This is a genomic window from Mediterraneibacter massiliensis (assembly GCF_001487105.1).
GTDB classification, from domain to species: Bacteria; Bacillota; Clostridia; order Lachnospirales; family Lachnospiraceae; genus Mediterraneibacter; species Mediterraneibacter massiliensis.
Map to the genome: position 1 here is coordinate 713,689 of NZ_LN913001.1, position 19,618 is coordinate 733,306.

Annotated in this window: 16 protein-coding genes; 13 read left to right on the forward strand and 3 right to left on the reverse strand. The window is 44.5% G+C overall.

Features of this window, described 5'->3' with window-relative positions; genetic code table 11:
* The first annotated feature begins 148 nt into the window (after window positions 1–148).
* The 6 genes from BN3282_RS07585 to BN3282_RS07610 all read left to right on the forward strand — a co-directional run bounded on the left by BN3282_RS07585 (window position 149) and on the right by BN3282_RS07610 (window position 6,638).
* Window positions 149–415 (forward strand): zinc ribbon domain-containing protein, encoded by a 267-nt coding sequence (locus tag BN3282_RS07585; protein ID WP_059068008.1) that lies wholly within the window; start codon window positions 149–151, stop codon window positions 413–415.
* 42 nt (window positions 416–457) lie between these two features.
* Complete coding sequence (locus BN3282_RS07590; RefSeq protein WP_059068010.1) at window positions 458–1,108, forward strand: zinc ribbon domain-containing protein; 651 nt, start codon at window positions 458–460, stop codon at window positions 1,106–1,108.
* A gap of 12 nt (window positions 1,109–1,120) precedes the next feature.
* Window positions 1,121–1,948 carry a zinc-ribbon domain-containing protein gene (locus BN3282_RS07595; protein WP_059068012.1) on the forward strand — a complete coding sequence of 276 codons (828 nt, stop codon included), beginning with the start codon at window positions 1,121–1,123 and terminating at the stop codon, window positions 1,946–1,948.
* Window positions 1,938–3,227, forward strand: a complete 1,290-nt coding sequence (locus tag BN3282_RS07600; protein WP_059068014.1) for a glycoside hydrolase family 3 protein — start codon at window positions 1,938–1,940, stop codon at window positions 3,225–3,227. The genes BN3282_RS07595 and BN3282_RS07600 overlap by 11 nt, the downstream gene beginning before the upstream one ends.
* A 146-nt stretch (window positions 3,228–3,373) precedes the next feature.
* Window positions 3,374–4,606, forward strand: coding sequence for a hypothetical protein (locus BN3282_RS07605; protein ID WP_059068015.1), 1,233 nt, complete (start codon window positions 3,374–3,376; stop codon window positions 4,604–4,606).
* Window positions 4,596–6,638, forward strand: coding sequence for an Ig-like domain-containing protein (locus BN3282_RS07610; RefSeq protein WP_059068017.1), 2,043 nt, complete (start codon window positions 4,596–4,598; stop codon window positions 6,636–6,638). Before BN3282_RS07605 ends, BN3282_RS07610 begins: the two co-directional genes overlap by 11 nt.
* A 257-nt stretch (window positions 6,639–6,895) precedes the next feature.
* Here BN3282_RS07610 and BN3282_RS07615 read toward each other — a convergent pair whose 3' ends face one another.
* Window positions 6,896–8,158: a Glu/Leu/Phe/Val family dehydrogenase gene (locus BN3282_RS07615; RefSeq protein WP_059068020.1), complete on the reverse strand. Its 1,263-nt coding sequence runs from the start codon at window positions 8,156–8,158 to the stop codon at window positions 6,896–6,898.
* A gap of 3 nt (window positions 8,159–8,161) precedes the next feature.
* Window positions 8,162–9,451 carry an aspartate aminotransferase type Ic gene (locus BN3282_RS07620; protein ID WP_059068022.1) on the reverse strand — a complete coding sequence of 430 codons (1,290 nt, stop codon included), beginning with the start codon at window positions 9,449–9,451 and terminating at the stop codon, window positions 8,162–8,164.
* Between the two features lie 140 nt (window positions 9,452–9,591).
* Here BN3282_RS07620 and BN3282_RS07625 point away from each other — a divergent pair, with 140 nt between their 5' ends.
* Window positions 9,592–10,542, forward strand: coding sequence for a LysR family transcriptional regulator (locus BN3282_RS07625; protein ID WP_059068023.1), 951 nt, complete (start codon window positions 9,592–9,594; stop codon window positions 10,540–10,542).
* 52 nt (window positions 10,543–10,594) lie between these two features.
* Complete coding sequence (locus BN3282_RS07630; protein ID WP_059070328.1) at window positions 10,595–12,481, forward strand: PEP/pyruvate-binding domain-containing protein; 1,887 nt, start codon at window positions 10,595–10,597, stop codon at window positions 12,479–12,481.
* A 23-nt stretch (window positions 12,482–12,504) separates the two neighbouring features.
* On the opposite strand, the gene BN3282_RS07635 is transcribed toward BN3282_RS07630, so the two are convergent.
* Complete coding sequence (locus BN3282_RS07635; protein ID WP_059068025.1) at window positions 12,505–13,392, reverse strand: LysR family transcriptional regulator; 888 nt, start codon at window positions 13,390–13,392, stop codon at window positions 12,505–12,507.
* Between the two features lie 160 nt (window positions 13,393–13,552).
* Between BN3282_RS07635 and BN3282_RS07640 the strand changes: the two genes are divergently transcribed.
* From BN3282_RS07640 to BN3282_RS07660, 5 genes are all read left to right on the forward strand, one after another.
* Window positions 13,553–14,332: a carbon-nitrogen hydrolase family protein gene (locus BN3282_RS07640; protein ID WP_242866617.1), complete on the forward strand. Its 780-nt coding sequence runs from the start codon at window positions 13,553–13,555 to the stop codon at window positions 14,330–14,332.
* A gap of 20 nt (window positions 14,333–14,352) precedes the next feature.
* Window positions 14,353–15,669 (forward strand): cytosine permease, encoded by a 1,317-nt coding sequence (locus BN3282_RS07645; RefSeq protein WP_059068027.1) that lies wholly within the window; start codon window positions 14,353–14,355, stop codon window positions 15,667–15,669.
* Between the two features lie 37 nt (window positions 15,670–15,706).
* The gene (locus BN3282_RS07650; RefSeq protein WP_059068029.1) at window positions 15,707–16,774 is read left to right on the forward strand and encodes an aminopeptidase; all 1,068 of its coding nucleotides are present in this window, start codon (window positions 15,707–15,709) and stop codon (window positions 16,772–16,774) included.
* A gap of 61 nt (window positions 16,775–16,835) precedes the next feature.
* A complete protein-coding gene (locus BN3282_RS07655; RefSeq protein WP_059068031.1) occupies window positions 16,836–17,900 on the forward strand; it encodes a 2,5-dihydroxypyridine 5,6-dioxygenase NicX family protein in 1,065 nt (354 codons plus the stop codon).
* Between the two features lie 92 nt (window positions 17,901–17,992).
* Window positions 17,993–19,588: an OPT/YSL family transporter gene (locus BN3282_RS07660; RefSeq protein WP_059068032.1), complete on the forward strand. Its 1,596-nt coding sequence runs from the start codon at window positions 17,993–17,995 to the stop codon at window positions 19,586–19,588.
* Window positions 19,589–19,618 lie beyond the last annotated feature (30 nt).

Below are 19,618 nucleotides of genomic sequence, written 5' to 3' on the forward strand. Positions count from 1 at the left end.
GCTTTTGTCATATAGAAAGGGTACGATCCCATGACGCGGGCAGGCGGATATAAAAGGCATGGAAAAGATATAAAAAGGTGCGCAAGGGCTGGTTGACCGGCATATAGAATAATGGTATCATAAATCTTAAAGTAAGGAGGCGAGGCACATGAGCAGCGAAGAAAGAGGGAAAAGAGAAGAGCTGGAAAATGCATTAAAAGAAGCATATCTGGAATTGGGAAAAGAATATTATGAAGGCGGCTTTGAAGATCCGCTGCCGCAGCTCCTTTCTCTTTTTGACAAGATCACCAGGTTAAAGAAGAAAATAGAGGAAGTTGAGGATACGCAGACAGATACCGGCAGATGTCCCGGATGTGGAGCTGTACTCGAATCGGGGAATATTTTCTGCGGAAGATGCGGAAGAAAGATAGGATAAAAGAAGAACAGAGAATTTACAGGAAAGAGGAGGATATATGAAATGGCATTTTTAAATGATTTGGATAAGAAAATCTCTATGCTTGGGCAGGGGGCACTGCAAAAGACAAAAGAAGCGACAGATTCTGTGAAGATATCAGCGAATCTGCGGGGGCTGGAAAGCCAGAAAAAGGAAGCTTTTGAGCAGCTTGGAAGGGCGTACTATGAATTTTGCGCGGAGCAGGAGCAGGATATCATACCTGCTGGTACAGAAGTGGCGGCAAAGATTCATGAGTTAGATATACAGGCAGAGGAATTAAAAGAACAGCTGCGCAAGATCAAAGGTACGATTTTTTGCCCGAATTGTAATGCGGAGATTCCGGAGGATTCGAAGTTTTGTAATGTATGCGGAGCCAAAATAGAACTTCCAGAGCAAACTGCAGAAACGCCTGAGCAAGCTCCATCTGGAAGAGTTTGCAGTTCTTGTGGTGCACTTCTGGAAGAAGGACAGGTGTTCTGTGTGAACTGCGGCGCTAAAGTGGAAGAAGAAGCAATGCCGGCAGCGGAGGAAGAGGCGCAGGCAGAAGTATATACAGAAGCGCAGCCATATGAGCAGGCGCAGGAGGAAGTACAGAAATCCGTATGCCCGAATTGCGGAAAGGAATTAAAAGAGGGACAGAAGTTCTGTACGGGATGTGGAACACCGATAGGATAGGGAGGAATAAACATGCGATGTCCGAAATGTAACAGCCCTGTCAATGAAGGGGATGTTTTTTGTGAAAAGTGCGGCGCGCCTCTGGCAAAAAAGAAGAAGTCAAAACTTCCGGCAGTCATAGTTTCTTTGGTTCTTATACTGGGGATTTTAGCTGGTATCTGCGTGTGGATCGTGACAGACGAATACCATGTGAAAGATTCGAAAGAAGAATTGTCTGCCCGGATAGAAGAGTATAAAGGAGCGCCGGACGCAGACAAGAAAACAACAAAAGATTCCGGGAAAGAGGAAGAAGATCCAGAGGATGAGGATAAAAAGGATTTAAAAGAAGCAGATGAGGACAAGAATAAAAAGGAGCCGGCAGAAGAGAAGAAAGTGTATGATCCTGAAGAAGGCGGAGTCCACAGATATGAACTCTTTATTTCGGATTGTACATGGAGTGAGGCATACCAGTATTGTTTAAATGCGGGAGGGTATCTTGCCCGCATAAACAGTAAAGAAGAATATGATATGATCCTGTCGGAGATACTTAGGCTAAATATGCAGGATATCCAATTTCGGATCGGAGGAAGACGGAATCCGGGTTCCGAAGAATATTATTGGGTGAATGAGAAAAATGAGCTGTATGGGGAGCAGATCAATACGGACACATACTGGTGCGCGAATGAGTGGATGGATAACGAGCCGAGTTTTAAGGATGGAACGACGGAAGAAGACTGTCTGGATATTTTTTACTATCAGGGCAGCGGGGAATGGGTCTTTAACGACGTGCCGAACGATATTCTGGGTGTAGCACCTGATTTTTCCGGGAAAATAGGATATATCTGTGAGTATGAAGACTGATAAAGGAAAGAAGAAGCAGGATAAAAAGAGGAAGTTTCTTATTTTTGCGGCAGTATTGCTGTGCCTGATCTGCATAGCGGTGATTGGAATGAGTATCCGAGAGATCATAGAGAAAAGCGCAGAAACATCTTCTGTAGGATCCCGCCCGAAGACAACAAAAGACAGCGGGCATACGCAGGAAAAACGACCGGAGAAAAAAGAGAACGAGGAGATACAACAGCCGAAAAAAAGCGTATCTGAAGCAGAAAGAATTCTTTTGGAGATGACAGTGGAAGAAAAAGCGGCGCAGCTTTTTATCATTACGCCGGAGACATTGACCCAGGAAGAAGTTTTAACGCAGGCGGGAGACGTATTGCAAAATGCATTCGCATCTTATCCGGTAGGCGGTTTTATCATGATGCAGGGAAATATCGTATCTCCCGAGCAGATCACTGAGCTGAATCATACGATAGAGGGAATGAGTATCAATGCGGTTGGATTAAAGCCTTTTCTCGCGGTAGACGAAGAAGGCGGGACAGTCGCAAGGATCGCGGGAAATGAGACGTTCCCTGTGGAAAATAGGGGGAACATGAGCGATGTAGGAAGTACCGGTGATCCGATGAAGGCATATGAGACTGGGGCTTATATAGGTGGTTATCTGGCAGAATATGGCTTTAACCTGGATTTTGCGCCGGATGCGGATATATGGCTGAATCCGGAGAACACAGTTGTCCGGTATCGTTCCTTTGGATCGGATGTACAGCTTGTGTCCGATATGACAGCAGCGGCTGTGCGGGGCTTTCACAGCGCGGGTATTTGCACAGCTTTGAAACATTTTCCGGGACATGGCGGGACTGCCGAAGATTCGCATGAGGGTTTTGCTTATGCGGCGAGGAGTCCGGAAGAACTTAGAGAGTGCGAATTCCTTCCTTTTCAGGCAGGTATAGAAGCGGGAAGTGAATTCGTTATGATAGGGCACATAACGGTGCCGGAAATAACAGGAGAGGGCACACCGGCAACGCTTTCTGGAAATATGGTGACAGACATTCTGCGCAAGGAGCTGGGATATGAAGGGATCATTGTCACAGATGCCATGAATATGGGAGCAATCTCCGCAAATTATTCCTCGGATACAGCAGCGGCAGAGGCGGTAAAAGCAGGCGTAGATATGATTTTAATGCCGGCAGATTTTTATGGCGCATACGAGGGAATCTTAAGTGCGGTGGCCAGCGGAGAAATTTCAGAGGAGCGCCTGGATGAATCGGTCAAAAGGATTATAGAGTTAAAATTAAAACTATAGTATTCATAAAAAAGTACTTGCATTTTTACTTTTCTTAAAGTATGATACAAGTACTTTCTATTATTTCTATTTCATGTAAAGTATTTTCAATATCGGGTCTGATAAAATTTCAAAGAGGAAAATGAAAAAAAGATTGTTTGTAAACGTTGCGGCGGGAAAATGTATTGAGCAAAGAGCAGACATATGAGGTATTTCGGTTTATTGAGTATGGCACACAGTGCAGGCAGAGTCTGGATTGTGTACAGGGTTTTTTGCTGATCGACTATCTGAAAGAATATCCAAGAGTGGAGAAAGATTGTCTTTTCAGATGGTTCAGACAGCTGGGACATTTGTTGGAGCAGTATCAGTGCTGTAAAAAAGGGCGCTGCTACCGATATCTGAATCCATACAGTGTATTAGTGATGGATGGAAATGTATTTCTTCTGGATCTGGAGTCACCAGAGAATGAAGAGGCGCTTAAAAATATGCAGAAAAGGACAGTGAGCAGTCATTTTGTAAGGCCGATATTTGAACGGAAGACAGATACGGCAGTTCAGATCGATCTGTTCTGCATGGGGAAGATCATGCAGTTTATTCTGTCCTATGCAGAGGTGTATCCTGCGTTGGGAAGACGAGAAGAACATTTGCTCAGGCGGGTGATACAAAGATGTTTGGGAGAATCGGTGAGAAATTATGAGAGTTTTGCACAGCTGCAAAAGGCTTTGCCTCAAGTAAAGGAAAAAAGGAATAAAAAGGGCGTAAGGTACAGATACATTGTTTTTATAGGGAGTTTTGCGGCATTATGCATAGGAAGTGTTTTGTTTATATCCGGAAAAGACGAAGGAACTAAAAAAGAGGAAGCTGTGCAGAAAGACATACAGGAAGATGTGTCGGAACATATGCAAGAAAGCGGTACGGCTCAGCAGAGAGCGGAAAAGAAGAAGGATGAAACACAGACGGACAGTATGCGCGAGGAAGGGCAGGAAGACAAAATAAAAGAAGGGGAAGAAAGCCTGTCATCTGATGAGGGTGAACGGATTGTGGCGTCATTGAAGGAAGGACTTTTGTTAAATACCTCTGCGGAAAACCAAGAGGTGATCGTAAAAGGAAAGGAATTGGAAGCAGAGATATTGCGGTGTTTAGCCGCTGCGTATGAGCGAGAAGAAATGTTATTGGAAGCGGCAGGGGCTTATGCAAGGCTGTGTGAAATAGAAGAACAGCCGGAGCGTGTGGAGATGGCAGGCATAAAGAAGATGAAGTTGGAAGCAGGGGCGGGACAGTATGCGCAGGCGATACTGACAGGTGAAGAATTGCTTAAGAAATTGGAAGATTCCGAAGAGATCGAGGCGTTGATCAGGGAGTATGAAAAAGAAGGAGGAAAAGAGCACAATGAGGAATAAAAAAGTACAGCGCATTTGTATATATGTTATCTATGTTATCTGCGCAGCAGTAGCAGTTTGGCTGTGCATGGGTCTTTCTCCTGTTAAGGAAGAAACGCACGGAAAAGAGAAGGAAGAAATGGAGGACACAGAAGAAAACTGTGAAAAACCACAGATCCTTTGCTCTTCACCGGACGGGACAAATGGATGGTACCGGTCGGCGCCAAAGGTGCAGATCATCCATACGGATGAGAATACGGTCACGCGATATGAGATCAAGTCTGAGTCGGGCAAACAGATAGACGGAGAATTAAAGTGGGAAGAGGTGATAGAATACACCGTGCCGGAAGACTTCTGGGAGGAAGGGGAACATACGATTCGGGTGTGGATGACAGATGCCGAAGAAGAAATCTACAAAGAAGAACGGAGCGTGAGAGTAGACAGAATAGCTCCTGTGGTACCGGAAATCTCCTATCCGACTGTAAGTGAGTATATGTTCTGTACAAATACAGAGTTGGAGATTGCAGCGAGCAGCGCAGATCAAGTATCCGGAATCGAGAAGATTGTTTTTATGCAGGAGGAGACAGAGTTTGGATGTATAGAGGAAAAGAAGGGAAGCATAGTCGTCTCACCGCCGTTCTATGGAAAGCTGCATGTATATGCGGTAGATAAAGCAGGAAACAAGAGTATAGACTGTAGTACAGAAGAAATTTTGTGCGAGGCCGAGGAACCGGAGATTTCCATAAGCATGCCGGAGACAGAAAGTGGATGGTATACAGATGGAGTGGATATTATTGTGGATATATGGGAAATGGTCAGCGAAATGGAAAAATGTGCAGGGCTCAAAGAAGTCTGCTGTTTTGTCAATGGAAACGGCGTATGGGAAAAGTCGTATAATCGGGAAGACAATATTAAGCAGGAGCATATACTTCTGCGAGCAGAAGAAAGGTCGTTTTCAAAGGAGCCGGTTCAGATTGTGATAGAAGCAGCGGATTATGCAGGAAACACAGCGGTGCAAAGCAGAGAGATATACATAGACGGACAAACGCCTTTGATCAGGGCAGAAGGGCTCTATGAAGATATGATCACGGCACAGGCACAGACGGTCAGAATCTATATAGAAGATGAAAATATAGTAGAAGATTTTCATATAGAGATCAGCAGGACAAGTCCGGAAGGAGAAGTATATACAGAGGCCGGAGGAACACCGGTGGTTTATAAAGAGACGGAACAGGCAAGGGAGATCGGATATACATTGACAGAAGAAGGGGAGTATCGATGTGTGGTGACAGCGGAAGATCAGGCAGGGCATATGCATACAGAGGAATATCATTTCATTTTGGACAAAACGAGCCCGGTCATACGATATGTCAGTCAGCTCAATGGGATATATATTCCGTATTTTGAATGGAATTATGGAAAAGAGGAATTGATACAGGATTTTACAGACTATACCTATCATATATATATGGATGGCATGCCCTATCTTGCGGGAGAGAGGATAACAGAGGAGGGGGCGAAGATCTTGCAGGTGACAGCAGAAGACAAGGCGGGCAATGTATCAAATGCATATGCTGTATTTATAATCGATCATACAGCGCCGAATATTCGATGGAAAGGTGTGGAAAATGGGAAGATATATAAAGAAAAAGCGGTTCTTTCTGTCTGGGTAGACAAAGAAGGGGAATGGCTGCGAAAGATCGAGATCAATGATGAACAGCAGAAGATCGGTCCTGGCAGTCAGATCATACAATATGAGTTTTCTGCTGCCGGACAGTATCAGATCACGGCAGAGGCAGAAGACTTGGCAGGTAACAGAAGTAAGAGCGAGATGACCTTTACCGTGCAACAACAGATGACGGCGGCAGAACGTATGGCAGAGCCGGTGAGAAATCTGTTCAGAGAGGAGAAGGACAGTGGGCGAAGAAAGGAAAAAGATGTGAATGACAGCCTTCATGTTCTGTGGGGCTTGGGGATTCTTTTGCTGGGAAGCGTGCTGATAATTGTTGGGAGAATGCATAGAGGTTGGCACAGAAAAGATCCTAAGGAATAAAGGAGATAAGAAACCCCATAAAAGGGAGGATGCCAGGCGGCTGGTCATCAGCCCCTGGCATGTATTATGAAAAAGTTTATTCAAAATAGTATGATTCATACTTGATAACGTCAATTGTAATTGTTTTTTAATTGATATCTATAGTATAGGCGATATAGATGAAAAAACAATGATGAGAAAGTGAATGTTTTTTAAAAGATAAATGAACAAAATATGAACGTGAGACTGCCGAAGCAGTCTCACGTTCATTAGGGGATTTATGGCCAGATAGCTCTTGCTTTTTTTGCTTCAACGACCCGCTTAACTGCGATAAGATAAGCACCGGTACGTAAAGTAGTATTTTTGTTCTGTGCAATGTCCCAGACAGCTTCAAATGCCGGATCCATAATATTTTTGAGCTTTTCATTTACTTCAGCTTCCGTCCAGCTTACAGACTGGATGTTTTGTACCCATTCAAAATAGGAAACAACGACACCGCCTGCGTTGGCAAGGATATCAGGAACTACAGTGATACCTTTTTTGTTCAGGGTGTCATCTGCATCAGAGGCGATCGGTCCATTTGCTGCTTCAACGATGATCTCCGCTCTGATACGATCGGCATTCGAAGCGTTGATCTGGTTTTCTAAAGCTGCAGGAACTAATACTTTGACATCCAGTTCCAAAAGTTCCTCATTGCTGATTCTTGTCATGCCTGGTTCTTCATATCCGGAAAGCAGATTTTTCCTGTCTTTGGACAGATAGTCGATGATCGCCGGAATGTTTAATCCGTCTTTATTATAGATGCCGCCGGATACATCACTGACAGCAACGACTTTCATTCCTTCTTTGTCAAGCAGTTTCGCTGTGATGCTGCCGACATTTCCCATACCCTGTACAGCCACAGATGTGCCTTCAACAGGGACATTTAATTTATGCAGGATATTTTTGGTTGTGAACATAACACCGCGTCCGGTCGCTTCATTTCTTCCGAGAGCGCCGCCCAGTTCGATCGGTTTGCCCGTTACGACGCCGTGTACACAATGTCCTTTGAGCATACTGTACGTATCCATCATCCATCCCATAACAGTGGCATTGCTTCCTACGTCCGGAGCTGGGATATCCTGTTCTGGTCCGATCAATGGAGCGATGGCAGCTGTAAAACGGCGTGTGATCGCGCGAAGCTCGCGTTCGGATAATTTTGTCGGATCACAGACAACGCCGCCCTTGCCGCCGCCGTAAGGAATGTTCACGACTGCGCATTTGAAAGTCATCCATGCGGCAAGTGCTTTTACCTCGTTTTCATTGACTGCCGGATGAAAACGAATTCCGCCTTTTGCGGGACCTCTGGAAGTGGAATGTTGGATGCGGTAGCCTTCAAATACACGTGTAGTTCCGTCGTCCATACATACGGGAATAGCAACTTTGAGTTCACGCTCCGGATATTTGATGGCTTCTATATCACTGTCTGAATAGCCGAGGATATCTGCTGCGTCTTTTACTGTTTTCAATACGTTATCATAAGGATTATATGTATTTGCCATGATTTATTCTCCTTTATCATTTAATAATTTTTCGATTCCTGCAATTTGTACACATACAGTGAAAATATCCATTGCCTGTTCCAATTCGCCAAGAGTGGGATAGGTAGGAGCAATACGGATATTGCTGTCTTTGGGATCCTTTCCGTAAGGATAGGTGGCTCCGGCTCCCGTCATGATCACGCCGGCCGTCTTGGCAAGCTCAACGGTACGTTTCGCGCAGCCCGGGATCGTATCCAGTGAGACAAAATAGCCTCCTTTTGGATGACTCCATGTGGCAAGTCCGCTTTCTGCTAGGTTTGTTTCCAGTTTATCTAGTACAGCGTCGAATTTAGGCCGAAGCTGTTTGGCGAGAAGTTTCATATGAGCCTTCAAGTTTTCCGGAGTTTTAAAAAATTGTACATGCCGCAGCTGGTTTAATTTATCGTGACCGATTGTTTGTGCAGACATATGCTTCTTGAGTTCTTTTATATTATCCGGACTGGAAGCGGTCAAAGCGATGCCGGCTCCTGGGAAACTGATCTTAGAAGTAGAGAAGAAGTAATACGCACGGTTTGGATTGCCGACGCGGCTACATTCATCCAGGATATTTTTTAATGGTACTTCTTCATAAATATGATGGATCCCATAAGCGTTATCCCAGAAGATACGAAAATCTTCTGCGGCAGTTTTCATAGAAGCCAGTTCTTCTACGACACGGTCACTGTAGCAGATACCCTGGGGATTGGAATGTAGAGGTACGCACCAGATTCCTTTAATGTAAGGATCACTGCCGACAAGTTCTTTGACTACATCCATATCAGGTCCGTCTTCAAGCAGCGGAACAGGGAGCATCTCAATTCCCAGTTCTTCACAGATTTTAAAATGTCTGTCATACCCGGGTACCGGACAGAGAAATTTAACCGGATGCCCGGCAAATTTGTGGAAGAGCCAGGGCTTTTCTCCTTGTGTCCCAAACATGCAGAGGAAAGAAAGTGTGTCAAACATGACATTTAGGCTGGAATTTCCTCCTATAATGATCTGTTCGGGAGCGATTCCCAGTGTCTCGCCTAAAAGCCGGCGGCATTCTGGAATGCCGTCCAGAATACCATAATTGCGCGCGTCTGTTCCGTCCTCTAATGTATAGGTGTCCATGGCTCCTAACAGAGGAGCGCTCAGATCGAGCTGTGAAGGCGCCGGTTTTCCGCGTGCCATGTTTAACTCCAGGTTTTGGGCACAGAAGGCATCATATTGTTTCTTGAGTTCACGAAGCATAGTTTTTAATTCTGTAGTAGAAGCCTCTGTAAATTTTTTCATAAGATCCTCCTTTGAAATATTCCGAAAATATCTATTTCGTTTTTTCTTGCTTTTATTATAAAAAAGCTCTAAAATAGAAGCAAATATTTATATTTATATGTTAAATATAACCAAATACTTATAATGAGGAGGAAGTCCTTATGTTTGGCGGAATGAATTACGTATATGAGGTGTATAAAGAAAGAAGTTTTTCAAAAGCAGCTGAAAAATTATACATATCTCAGCCGGCATTGAGCGCTATGATCAAAAAAATTGAGACGAAGATAGGGATGCCGCTGTTCGATCGCAGTATGACTCCTGTCCAGCTGACAGAATGTGGGAAGAAATATATCAAGACAGCAGAAAAGATTATGGATCTGGAAGATGAATTTGCCTATTATGTAGGGAATCTTTCTGAATTGAAGACAGGGCACTTGTCGGTGGGAGGGACATATTTGTTTTCTGCATTTATCATCCCCCCGATCATCAAGAAGTTTGGAGATACCTATCCTCACGTGAAAATCAGTTTGTTTGAGGGAGATACGCCGCTTCTGGAAGAAAAAATATTCGCGGGAGAATTGGATATACTGATCGATAACTACATATTGGATGAAAAAATCTATGAAAAGAAGATTTTTATGGAAGAACATCTTATCTTAGCAGTGCCTGCCGCGTTTGAGAGCAACAAAAAGGTGAGAAAATACCAGATGACAGCAGAGGATATACGAAACGATCTGCATCTGGATCCCATCTTTCCGGGAGTTCCCCTGCAGAATTTTAAAGATGTTCCGTTTGTCGTGCTTCGTTCTCACAATGATACGCGGGAACGGGTTGAGGCAATCTGCCGCAGAGCGGGAATGCAGCCCAAATATTCTCTGAAACTCAATCAGCTCCTTACTACGTATCATCTGACAGAATACGGTATGGGTGCGTCTTTTGTCAGTGATACAGTGGTTAAGAGTCTGCCGGCCGATGCAGGCGTTGTGTTTTATAAAATAGATGACCCGGAAACGGTGAGGGAAGTGTATTTGTATTACCGGAAAAACAAATACCTGACACGGAGTATGTCGGAATTTATCAAGTTTGCGATACCAGAGATCGAGCTGCAATGAGAACAGGAATGAAGAGTATGTCATGAAATGGCGCAGAAAAGAGGAGAAAGAGATGACTGCATGGGAAAAATTATGGACAGATGAAAAACTGACAGAGGAAGAAAGGCGGGAAATATGCCATGAAATGCTGACTACAGAAGCGAGGATGGAGAGACTGATCTTAAAGAATTTTACGGAAAAAGATTTTCAAAAAATAGCAAAGCGCAGAATAGGAGACGGATTGATCGGCGGAAAGGCCTGTGGACTTCTGACGGCGAGGAAGCTGATCGAAAATATTCTGCCGGAGTATATACCCTTTCTAGAGCCCCACGATTCGTATTTTATCGGTTCAGATGTGTTCTATGGTTATGTGAAAGATAATGACTGTATCGAACTGCGGGAAAAGCAGAGAAGAGAAAAAGAACGCTTCAAAGACAGTGAAATATTAAAAGAACGTCTTAGAAACGGCGGCTTTTCAGAGAAAATCAAAGAAGGATTTCGCAAGATTATCAGATATTATGATAAAACACCGATCATTGTACGCTCCAGCAGTTTTTTGGAAGATGGGTATGGCAATGCGTTTTCAGGTAAATATGAATCGGTTTTTTGTATGAGTCAGGGAACGGAGGAAGAACGGCTGTATGAACTGGAAGAGGCGGTGCGGAAGGTATATGCCAGTACGATGAATCCGTCGGCGCTGGAATACAGAAGAAAGAGAAAGCTTTTGGGGGCAGATGAACAGATGGCCCTTTTAGTACAGAAGGTAGAAGGGCAGAGGTATGAAAAACTGTATATGCCTGTAGCGGCAGGGATGGGGTGCTCTTATAATCCCTACAAATGGATGGAACATTTAAATCCGGATGCCGGAATGCTGCGCCTCGTAGCAGGGCTTGGCACAAGAGCGGTAGAGCGTACACCGGGAGATTATCCAAGACTGATAGGACTCGACAGAGCACAGGCAAACATGCGTACCACGATCGCAGAACGTCATAAATTCTCCCAAAGGCAAGTAGATGTATTAGATCTGGAGCAGGGAAAGCAGAATACGGTTTCTTTAGATAAGATCATAGAACTGCTTCCTTCATGGCAGAAGAAGATGATCCTAAGCCATGATACAGAGGCGGAATATCTTCTGGCGCAGAGAGGACGTTATCGAAAAATTTATTTTTCAGATTGTCAGGGAATCGTAGATAACACTGAGTTTATACGTATGATGCGAAAAACGCTGAAAATGCTGGAAAAAGAATATGAGCGTCCGGTAGATGTCGAATTTGCTTTGTCCAGTCCACAAAAAGAAGTGTGGAGGGTAAATCTTTTGCAGTGCAGACCGCTGCAGACATCTGCGTCTGAACAGATAGAGATACCGGAAGAATGGGAAGAAGAATTTTTATTTGATGTGAGGCGCACTTCCATGCGCCGCTCAAAGAAAGAGCGATTGGATCGGATTGTTTGGGTGGATCCACAGAAATATTATGAATGTCCGTATGTGAAGAAGCCGGATATAGGACGGCTGATAGGCAGGATCAACCAGTATTACGAGGAAGAAGACAAAAAACTAATGCTGTTGGTGCCGGGAAGGATAGGAACCTCATCACCGGAACTGGGGGTACCCGTCGTCTATGCGGATATCAGTCAGTTTGCCGCAATCTGCGAAGTAGCCTACAGCAAAGCAGGATACAGACCGGAACTGTCGTATGGGAGCCATATGTTTCAGGATCTGGTAGAGGCAGACGTATACTATGGAGCAATCAACGAAAACAGTAGGACAAAGATATACCGTCCAGAATTACTGAAAACATGCAAGGAAATCCTGCTGGATCTTTTTCCTGATGAGACAGAACTTTCCGAGATCGTAAAGATCTATGATATCTCAGACCGGGACGCTAGGCTTATTTTAGATGCCAGAGAAGGCAGAGCGGTCTGCCTTCTCCACAAGAAAGAAGGAGACCGTTGTCCGTAAAAAGGCAAAAAGTTTAGCTTTTGTCATACGACGGTCTTGCATATTTCCAAAAATTTCAGACTGCCGGCGGTAAAAAAACTGTTCTTCATCCATGCAAAACTAAAAGTATTGCGGGAAGAAAAATTCCGGATATAAATTTGTTTTAAGGTTCCGTTATCTAAATTTTCCTGTACGACAAAACGATAGATAAAAGAAATTCCCATATTTTCCATGACTAGTTTTTTGACGGCATTGATCGTTCCGATCTCTATATAAGACTGAAAATTTCCCAATTCCTGATTGTGTGCCTGAAGGATATGCATCAGATTCCGGTGAGAGTTTGTATCATTCTCACGGAATATGAGACGATAAGCGTTCAAATCTTGAAAATCCACCGTTTGGCCGGCAAGAGGATGCTGCGGGGAACAGACACAGATCGTTTCCACTTCAAATAACTCTTCACTCTCATAAGTAGAGGAAGGGCAGTAGGCATCTGTTAGACAGCATTGGATACGTCCTTCCTGGAGCCATGTGAGGAGTGTGTCGGCTTCGCCCAGATACAGACTGACCTTCATATCCGGATATTTTTTTAAGTATTGCGCGATCATATGCGGAACGAGAGACTCGCCGGCAGTTGTTACGGTGCCGAGTTTCAGTTCATTGTCTTTTTTGGGAGGCGCCATCATTTTCTCCAGGATCAGAGCGGAATCCGAACGAATAGTCTGAGCAAAGGAGCGGAGAAGTTTGCCTTTTTCCGTAAGATGGAGACGTCGCTTTTCATCATAATAAAAAAGTTTGGCGTCATAATATTTTTCCAGATATTTGATGTGCTGGGATACCGCCGGCTGTGTGATATTTAATTGGCTGGCGGTCTGTGTATAATTCCTTGTCTCACAGAGGGTTAGAAATGTTGCTAGTTTTAAATCCAACATAAAAGAACCGTCCTTTCCTTGCTATACCGACGTTATAAATCGTACTTATCAGGGTATAAAATAATATGATTTCATTTTAGATGAATCTTTTGGTATAATCAAGGAAAATGTAAAGGGTTTTACAGCAGTTTATTTGTGGAAATTGCGGAAAGGAGGAAAAATGCTGAAATTAGGGATTGTGCAATTTGCTGTAATAGAAGGAGAAGTAGAAAGGAATTGTGCGCATTTTGAACACGAGGTGAAAAAATATTCGGGAAAAGACCTTGATCTACTTTGTTTCCCGGAGTTATGTATCAGCGGATACAAGTTCGAAAAAGGAAAACTGTTGGATGAAAGGGCATATGTATCAGGTCTGGCGGCACGGTATGAGCAGCCGATCCTTGCAGGCGTACAGTCTGTCCATGAAGGAAAGTGCTACGATGCAGTCTGTCTTTGGGATGAAACGGGGAAGCTGGTAGGGGAATATAAAAAGATTCATCTGTGGGCTACAGAAAATGATTATTTTGACAGAGGCGATGCATTGATTGCAGTAGACTTCAGAGGCTGGAAGATTGGTATGTTGATCTGTGCAGATTTAGGGTTTGCGGAGATTTCCACCCCACTGGCTCTTGATAAAGGCGCAGATGTGATCCTATATCCGAGTGCATGGGGATATGGCTGGGAAGAACTGTTTTCTGGCTGCGGAAGGACAAGAGCCGCAGAAAATCAAGTGTATACAGTTGCATTAAACCGTGCGTGCGGAGACGAAAAGTACTGTGGCAATTCAACCGTATCAGGACCGGACGGGACAGTGCTTTTACGACTGCAGACAACAGAGGAAGCTTATGGAGAAGTTATCCTTGAAAAAGGAAAGCTGGAGGAAGCAAGAACGGGGATTCCGTGGCGCCGGATGAAACGCCCGGAAATCTACAGGCAGATAGCTGACAATACAAAACATTAGCAGATAGGAGAAAATGAGATATGTTTGATGAAAAACCGATGAAAAGTGAGGGGGCGGTTGCGGCAGACGAGCCAATGACTCCGATACCGCTGGAACAAAGAGAAAAATGGGTAACTCCTGCAGTTGTATTCGGCGGCTTGGAGTTTAGTGTATCCGTGCTGATGATTGGTGCGACCCTGATCGGTGCGTTCGGGCTGAAGGGAATGATACCGGTTGTATTGTTTACATTCCTGATCCTTACATGGGGCGGAAATACGATCAGCGGATATATGGGAGCAAAAACAGGTCTGTCCTCTTCCGTTATCGCAAGACAGGGATTTGGAGATAAGCAGGCAAAATTCATCATTGCCCTTGTGATCGGTGTTATCAGTATGGGATGGTGGGCGATCCAGACATCTGTGACAGGAAATGCGTTGTGTGTAATCCTAGGAATCGACTACACGGTGGAAAAAGTACCGTGGGCGATCGTGACGATCATCGTAGGTGCGTTGTTTGCAGTTCCGGCGATCATTGGATATTCTTCTATGAAATGGACGGATTATTTGGCAGTGCCATGTGGACTGTTGCTTTGTATCGTAGGCATCTACCTCGCTTTAAAGAATGTTGGCTGGTCTCACATTATGAGCTATCAGGGAAGCGGGGAACTGACTTTTGCAGCAGGGGTTACAACACTTCTGGGAATGAATGTTTCACAATTTGTCATATCTGCAGATTATACAAGATATGCGAAACCAAAATGGAAAGATAATATTTTGATTCCGCTGGGAATCATTGCAATCGGTATTCCGCTCGTGTTTATCGGGGGAATCATGGCAGCAGGAAACGGAACAGCAGATATCGTAGCAGTTATGCAGGGATTAGGCTTCCCAATCTGGGGCTTTATCGTACTGTGGCTGGCTTCCTGGACGAGCCAGCTCGTAAACAACTATACAATGGGACTTTCCTTCTCCAATATCCTGAATGTAAAGACAGGAAAAGGAAGAGCGATGGTAACTCTTGGCGCTACAGTAATATCGATCATTCTTTCTTTGTGGGGAATCTTGGATCACTTTACAGACTTGCTGAATTTGGCTGCCTTGTTGTATCCGGCTATTGCAGGCGTTATGTTTGTTGATTTCTTTGCAAGAAAAGAAAAATGGGAAGATAAAACCGGCTGGAACTTTATTGCTACACTGGCAATGGCAGTCGGTGCAGTAGTGGGGTATGTGACAACATATGTAGTAAGTGTCGGAATTCCGCCGCTTCAGTCTCTGCTTGTCACAGGAGTCGTATATTATGTTGCAATGCGGATCAAAGCGAAAGCAGCGCCGGATAAATTTACAGAAGGCATGTTTTAATATGTATCAATAGTAAAAGCAGAGAGGAAGGATAAGAATGGAATATCCAATAGGGATCGAGATGACAGAAGAGTATCTGTCCTATGAAGTACAGAGCGCAGCGATGAAGCTTGTGCGGGATGTAATGCTTGTAAAGCCTGGAGAAAATGTTGTGATAACAGCAGATACATCGACAGATATGCGTGTGGTAGAAGCAGCTATGAAGGCGGCTTACACGATTGGAGCATTCCCCGTGCTGATCAAGTATCCGACGACAGGCAAGGCGTTTGAAGAGCCGGCGCTTCCGGTGGCAAATGCAGTAGCGGCTGCGGACGTGTGGATTGAATTCGCATATTACTGCGTGATGCATTCTCCTTGCTTCCAGAAAGCAATCGCCAATGGAGCAAGATATACATGTCTGTGTGGGATGGATACGATCATGCTTGTCAATACGGTCGGGAAAATTGATTATCCGCTGGTGGTAGAATTCGGTGAATACCTGACCCAGAGAGTACAGAAAGCAGATGAAGTAATCGTGCGGGATGCCAACGGAACAGACTTAAAAGCCTATAACCGGGGAAGAAAGGTAAAACATTCCGGACAGCTGGCAACGAAGAAAGGCTATCCGATCATGCTGGGCGGACAGGTGAGCTGGTGCCCGGTGGAGGAGACGATCGAAGGTACGATCGTATTTGATGCGGCCTTATTCCCGCCTGCTGAGATCGGGATTTTACGAGATACTGTAAAAGTAACCTTCCACGAAGGCAGAGTAACAGATATAAGCGGCGGAGCCCAGGCGCAGATCTTCAAGAAATGGATCGATTCTTTCAATGATCCGAATATGTACCGTTTGGCACACTATTCTATTGGCTTTAATCCGGGTGTGCGTAAGGCGACGGGAAGGATTGTGGAAGATGAACGGATTTTTGGCTGTATCGAATTTGGAATCGGAAGTCAGGGAGCCAGCTTAAACGGTGCGTTCTGGGATGCGGCCGCACATACGGACGGTGTAGTATCTAAGCCGACGATCATACTGGACGGTGAAGTTATTGAAGAAAACGGAGTCTATAAGGATCCGATATGTGCAGAGTACTGCAGAAAACTGGGAATTGCGGAATATCAATAACCGCAGTATAGTGGAAACAGAAAAATAAAAAAATAAATTTATATAAAAGGAGGATTTCATTATGGAGTACCCAATTGGAATCGAAATGTCACCAGATTATTTGTCTTATGAAGTGAGCAAGGCAGCTTACAAGCTCGTAAAAGAAGTAATGCTTGTAGAGCCTGGCGAGAATGTGGTAGTAACAGGAGATACTTCCACGGACAAGAGAGTGTTGGATGCGATCATGAACGCAGCCTATATCGTAGGTGCCAATCCGGTATTGGTATATTGCCCGACATCAGATGCTGCATATGCAGAACCGGTCGCTCCACTTGGAAATGCAGTGGCAGTAGCAGATGTGTGGATCGAGCTTTCTTATGCATCTATTATGCTGTGCGAATCCTGGAGAAAAGCAATCGACTTTGGATGCCGTTATATCAACCTGACCGGTATGGATGTAACGATGATCGTAAATTGTATCGGAAAAGTTGATGTGGCAGGAGTTGTAGAATTAGGTGAAGCATTGAAGGCAAAAATGGAAGCCGGCAATGAGATTATCATTAAAGATGAAAACGGTACATATCTGACAGCAAAAAATGAAGGAAGAAAAGTTCGTCACTCCGGACAGCTTGCTACATTTAAAGGATATCCGTTCATGATGTGCGGACAGATCAGCTGGTGCCCGATCGAGGAGACGATCAATGGAACATTAGTATTTGACGCAGCAATCTTCCCACCGACAGATATGGGAATCCTTTCTGAACCAGTGAAGCTGACTCTGGAAAACGGACGTGTGACAAAGGTAGAAGGCGGAAAAGAGGCAGAGCGCTTTGACGCATGGCTGCATTCTTTCAATGACCCGAATATGTTCCGTCTGGCACATTATTCCTTAGGTTTCAACCCGGGTGTATCCAAAGCGACAGGACGAATCGTAGAAGACGAGAGAATCTTCGGCTGTATGGAATTCGGAATCGGAAGCCAGGGCAAGATGATCAGAGGAAGTTACTGGACAGCAGCATCTCATACAGACGGTGTAGTATCTAAACCTTCTATCATACTGGATGGCAAAGCAATTGAAGAAAATGGAAAATATGTAGACCCTGAACTTGCGGCAATCTGCAAGAAAATGGGTGTAGCAGGATATTAAGATCCTGCCAAAGAGGGAAGAAGGAAGGAGGGTACCCGTATTTTTTACGCGTACCCTTCTTTTGAAAATGGGATGGTTAGAAAGGAGAATGTATGAGGGATAACAATACAAATACGGAAAAGACGACATTTGAAAAAATAAAATTTTCAGAGCCGGTAACAATTATTTTCGGTTCTCTTCTGGCGGTTTTATCAGGTATCATCTGTATGCAGATCATGGGAAAAGTAGGTGTATCTGCAAATACATCCATTCTCGGTGCGGTGTTTGCAATGTTGATCGCCAGAATACCAATGACGATATTCAGCAACTTTAAGAGCAAAGAGCGCCAGAATTATATTCAGACGATCGTATCAGGAGCAGGTTTTTCAGCGGCAAACTGTGCGTTTGTAGCTGTTGCGATCCTGTTCGTGATGGGAGAGACGAAGGCGATCCTTCCAATGGCGATCGGAACGATTTTTGGAACCGTTGTTTCTGTTTATACGGTCGGAGCACTTTTTGATTCTCCACTGTTCCCGGCAAAAGAAGCTTGGGCGCCGGGAGTAGCGACTGCAGAAGTAATCGAAGCCGGAGACGAAGGCGGAGAGAAAGCGAAAAGAGTTGTACAGGGAATCGTAGTCGGAATCGTGGGAAGTATCTTTAAACTCCCTGTAGGTGCGGTTGGTATCGTATTTATTGCAAATATCGTTTCTATGCTCGCACTGGGTATAGGGCTTCTGATCCGGGGCTACGCAATGCCGTTAACAGGATTTGATATTGGTGCGACGAATATTCCACAGGGTATCATGGTAGGCGCCGGACTGGTTGCACTGGTGCAGTCTGTATATTCTATCTATCAGAGCTCGTCTAAGAAAAAACGTGCGCAGGCAGAGCGGATAGAAATGGAAGAAGGACTTACTGTATCCGCAGCCAGCACAAAGAAGACATTGATCATAGCATTGCTGACTCATGTAGGAGGCGGTGTGCTCACAGGGATTATTTGCGGTATTTTCACAGGAATGTCACCGGCTACAATGGTTTTGTGGATCGCATGGACGGCATTTTCTTCTATCGCTTCCATGATCATCATTGGAAAAGCGGCAATGTATTCCGGATGGTTCCCGGGATTTGCCGTTACAACAATTTTTATGACACTTGGCGTTTTGATGGGCTTCAACCCGATCGCAGTAGCGGTTATGACAGGTTATATCAGCGCTGTAGGACCATGTTTTGCAGATATGGGATATGACTTGAAAACAGGGTGGATCCTTCGTGGAAAGAGCGAGAACAAAGAACATGAAGTATACGGAAGAAAACAGCAGGTATATATCGAGATGCTTGGTGCAGTGATTGGGATTATCGTTGTTATGTTTTTTGCGGATATGACGATGAAAGACGGGCTGATTCCGGCTACAAGTTATGTATTTGCTACTGCGGCAGAAGCCGGAACGAACCTGGCATTAGTTAAAGAACTGGCAATCTGGGCAATCCCTGGAGCAATTATTCAGTTTATCGGAAGAAAGTATATGTTCGGTGTACTGCTGGCAACAGGTCTTTTGATCAACAATCCAATCTATGGAATCGGCGTTGTTATTGCTGTCATCATCCGTAAGATCATCGGAGATGAATTTATGAACTGCCGTGACGCTGGTTTGATCGCAGGAGACGGGCTGTACGGCTTTTTCTCCAGTCTGATTAAGATGTTTATGTAAAGACGTCCTTTTTGCCTGGACAGTCTGGAA

Bases quoted from the DNA above. Each gene is read 5' to 3' on its own strand.
- BN3282_RS07585 (WP_059068008.1), top strand. From the start codon at position 149: ATGAGCAGCGAAGAAAGAGGGAAAAGAGAAGAGCTGGAAAATGCATTA.
- BN3282_RS07590 (WP_059068010.1), top strand. From the start codon at position 458: ATGGCATTTTTAAATGATTTGGATAAGAAAATCTCTATGCTTGGGCAG.
- BN3282_RS07595 (WP_059068012.1), top strand. From the start codon at position 1,121: ATGCGATGTCCGAAATGTAACAGCCCTGTCAATGAAGGGGATGTTTTT.
- BN3282_RS07600 (WP_059068014.1), top strand. From the start codon at position 1,938: ATGAAGACTGATAAAGGAAAGAAGAAGCAGGATAAAAAGAGGAAGTTT.
- BN3282_RS07610 (WP_059068017.1), top strand. From the start codon at position 4,596: ATGAGGAATAAAAAAGTACAGCGCATTTGTATATATGTTATCTATGTT.
- BN3282_RS07615 (WP_059068020.1), bottom strand. From the start codon at position 8,158: ATGGCAAATACATATAATCCTTATGATAACGTATTGAAAACAGTAAAA.
- BN3282_RS07620 (WP_059068022.1), bottom strand. From the start codon at position 9,451: ATGAAAAAATTTACAGAGGCTTCTACTACAGAATTAAAAACTATGCTT.
- BN3282_RS07625 (WP_059068023.1), top strand. From the start codon at position 9,592: ATGTTTGGCGGAATGAATTACGTATATGAGGTGTATAAAGAAAGAAGT.
- BN3282_RS07630 (WP_059070328.1), top strand. From the start codon at position 10,595: ATGACTGCATGGGAAAAATTATGGACAGATGAAAAACTGACAGAGGAA.
- BN3282_RS07635 (WP_059068025.1), bottom strand. From the start codon at position 13,392: ATGTTGGATTTAAAACTAGCAACATTTCTAACCCTCTGTGAGACAAGG.
- BN3282_RS07640 (WP_242866617.1), top strand. From the start codon at position 13,553: ATGCTGAAATTAGGGATTGTGCAATTTGCTGTAATAGAAGGAGAAGTA.
- BN3282_RS07645 (WP_059068027.1), top strand. From the start codon at position 14,353: ATGTTTGATGAAAAACCGATGAAAAGTGAGGGGGCGGTTGCGGCAGAC.
- BN3282_RS07650 (WP_059068029.1), top strand. From the start codon at position 15,707: ATGGAATATCCAATAGGGATCGAGATGACAGAAGAGTATCTGTCCTAT.
- BN3282_RS07655 (WP_059068031.1), top strand. From the start codon at position 16,836: ATGGAGTACCCAATTGGAATCGAAATGTCACCAGATTATTTGTCTTAT.
- BN3282_RS07660 (WP_059068032.1), top strand. From the start codon at position 17,993: ATGAGGGATAACAATACAAATACGGAAAAGACGACATTTGAAAAAATA.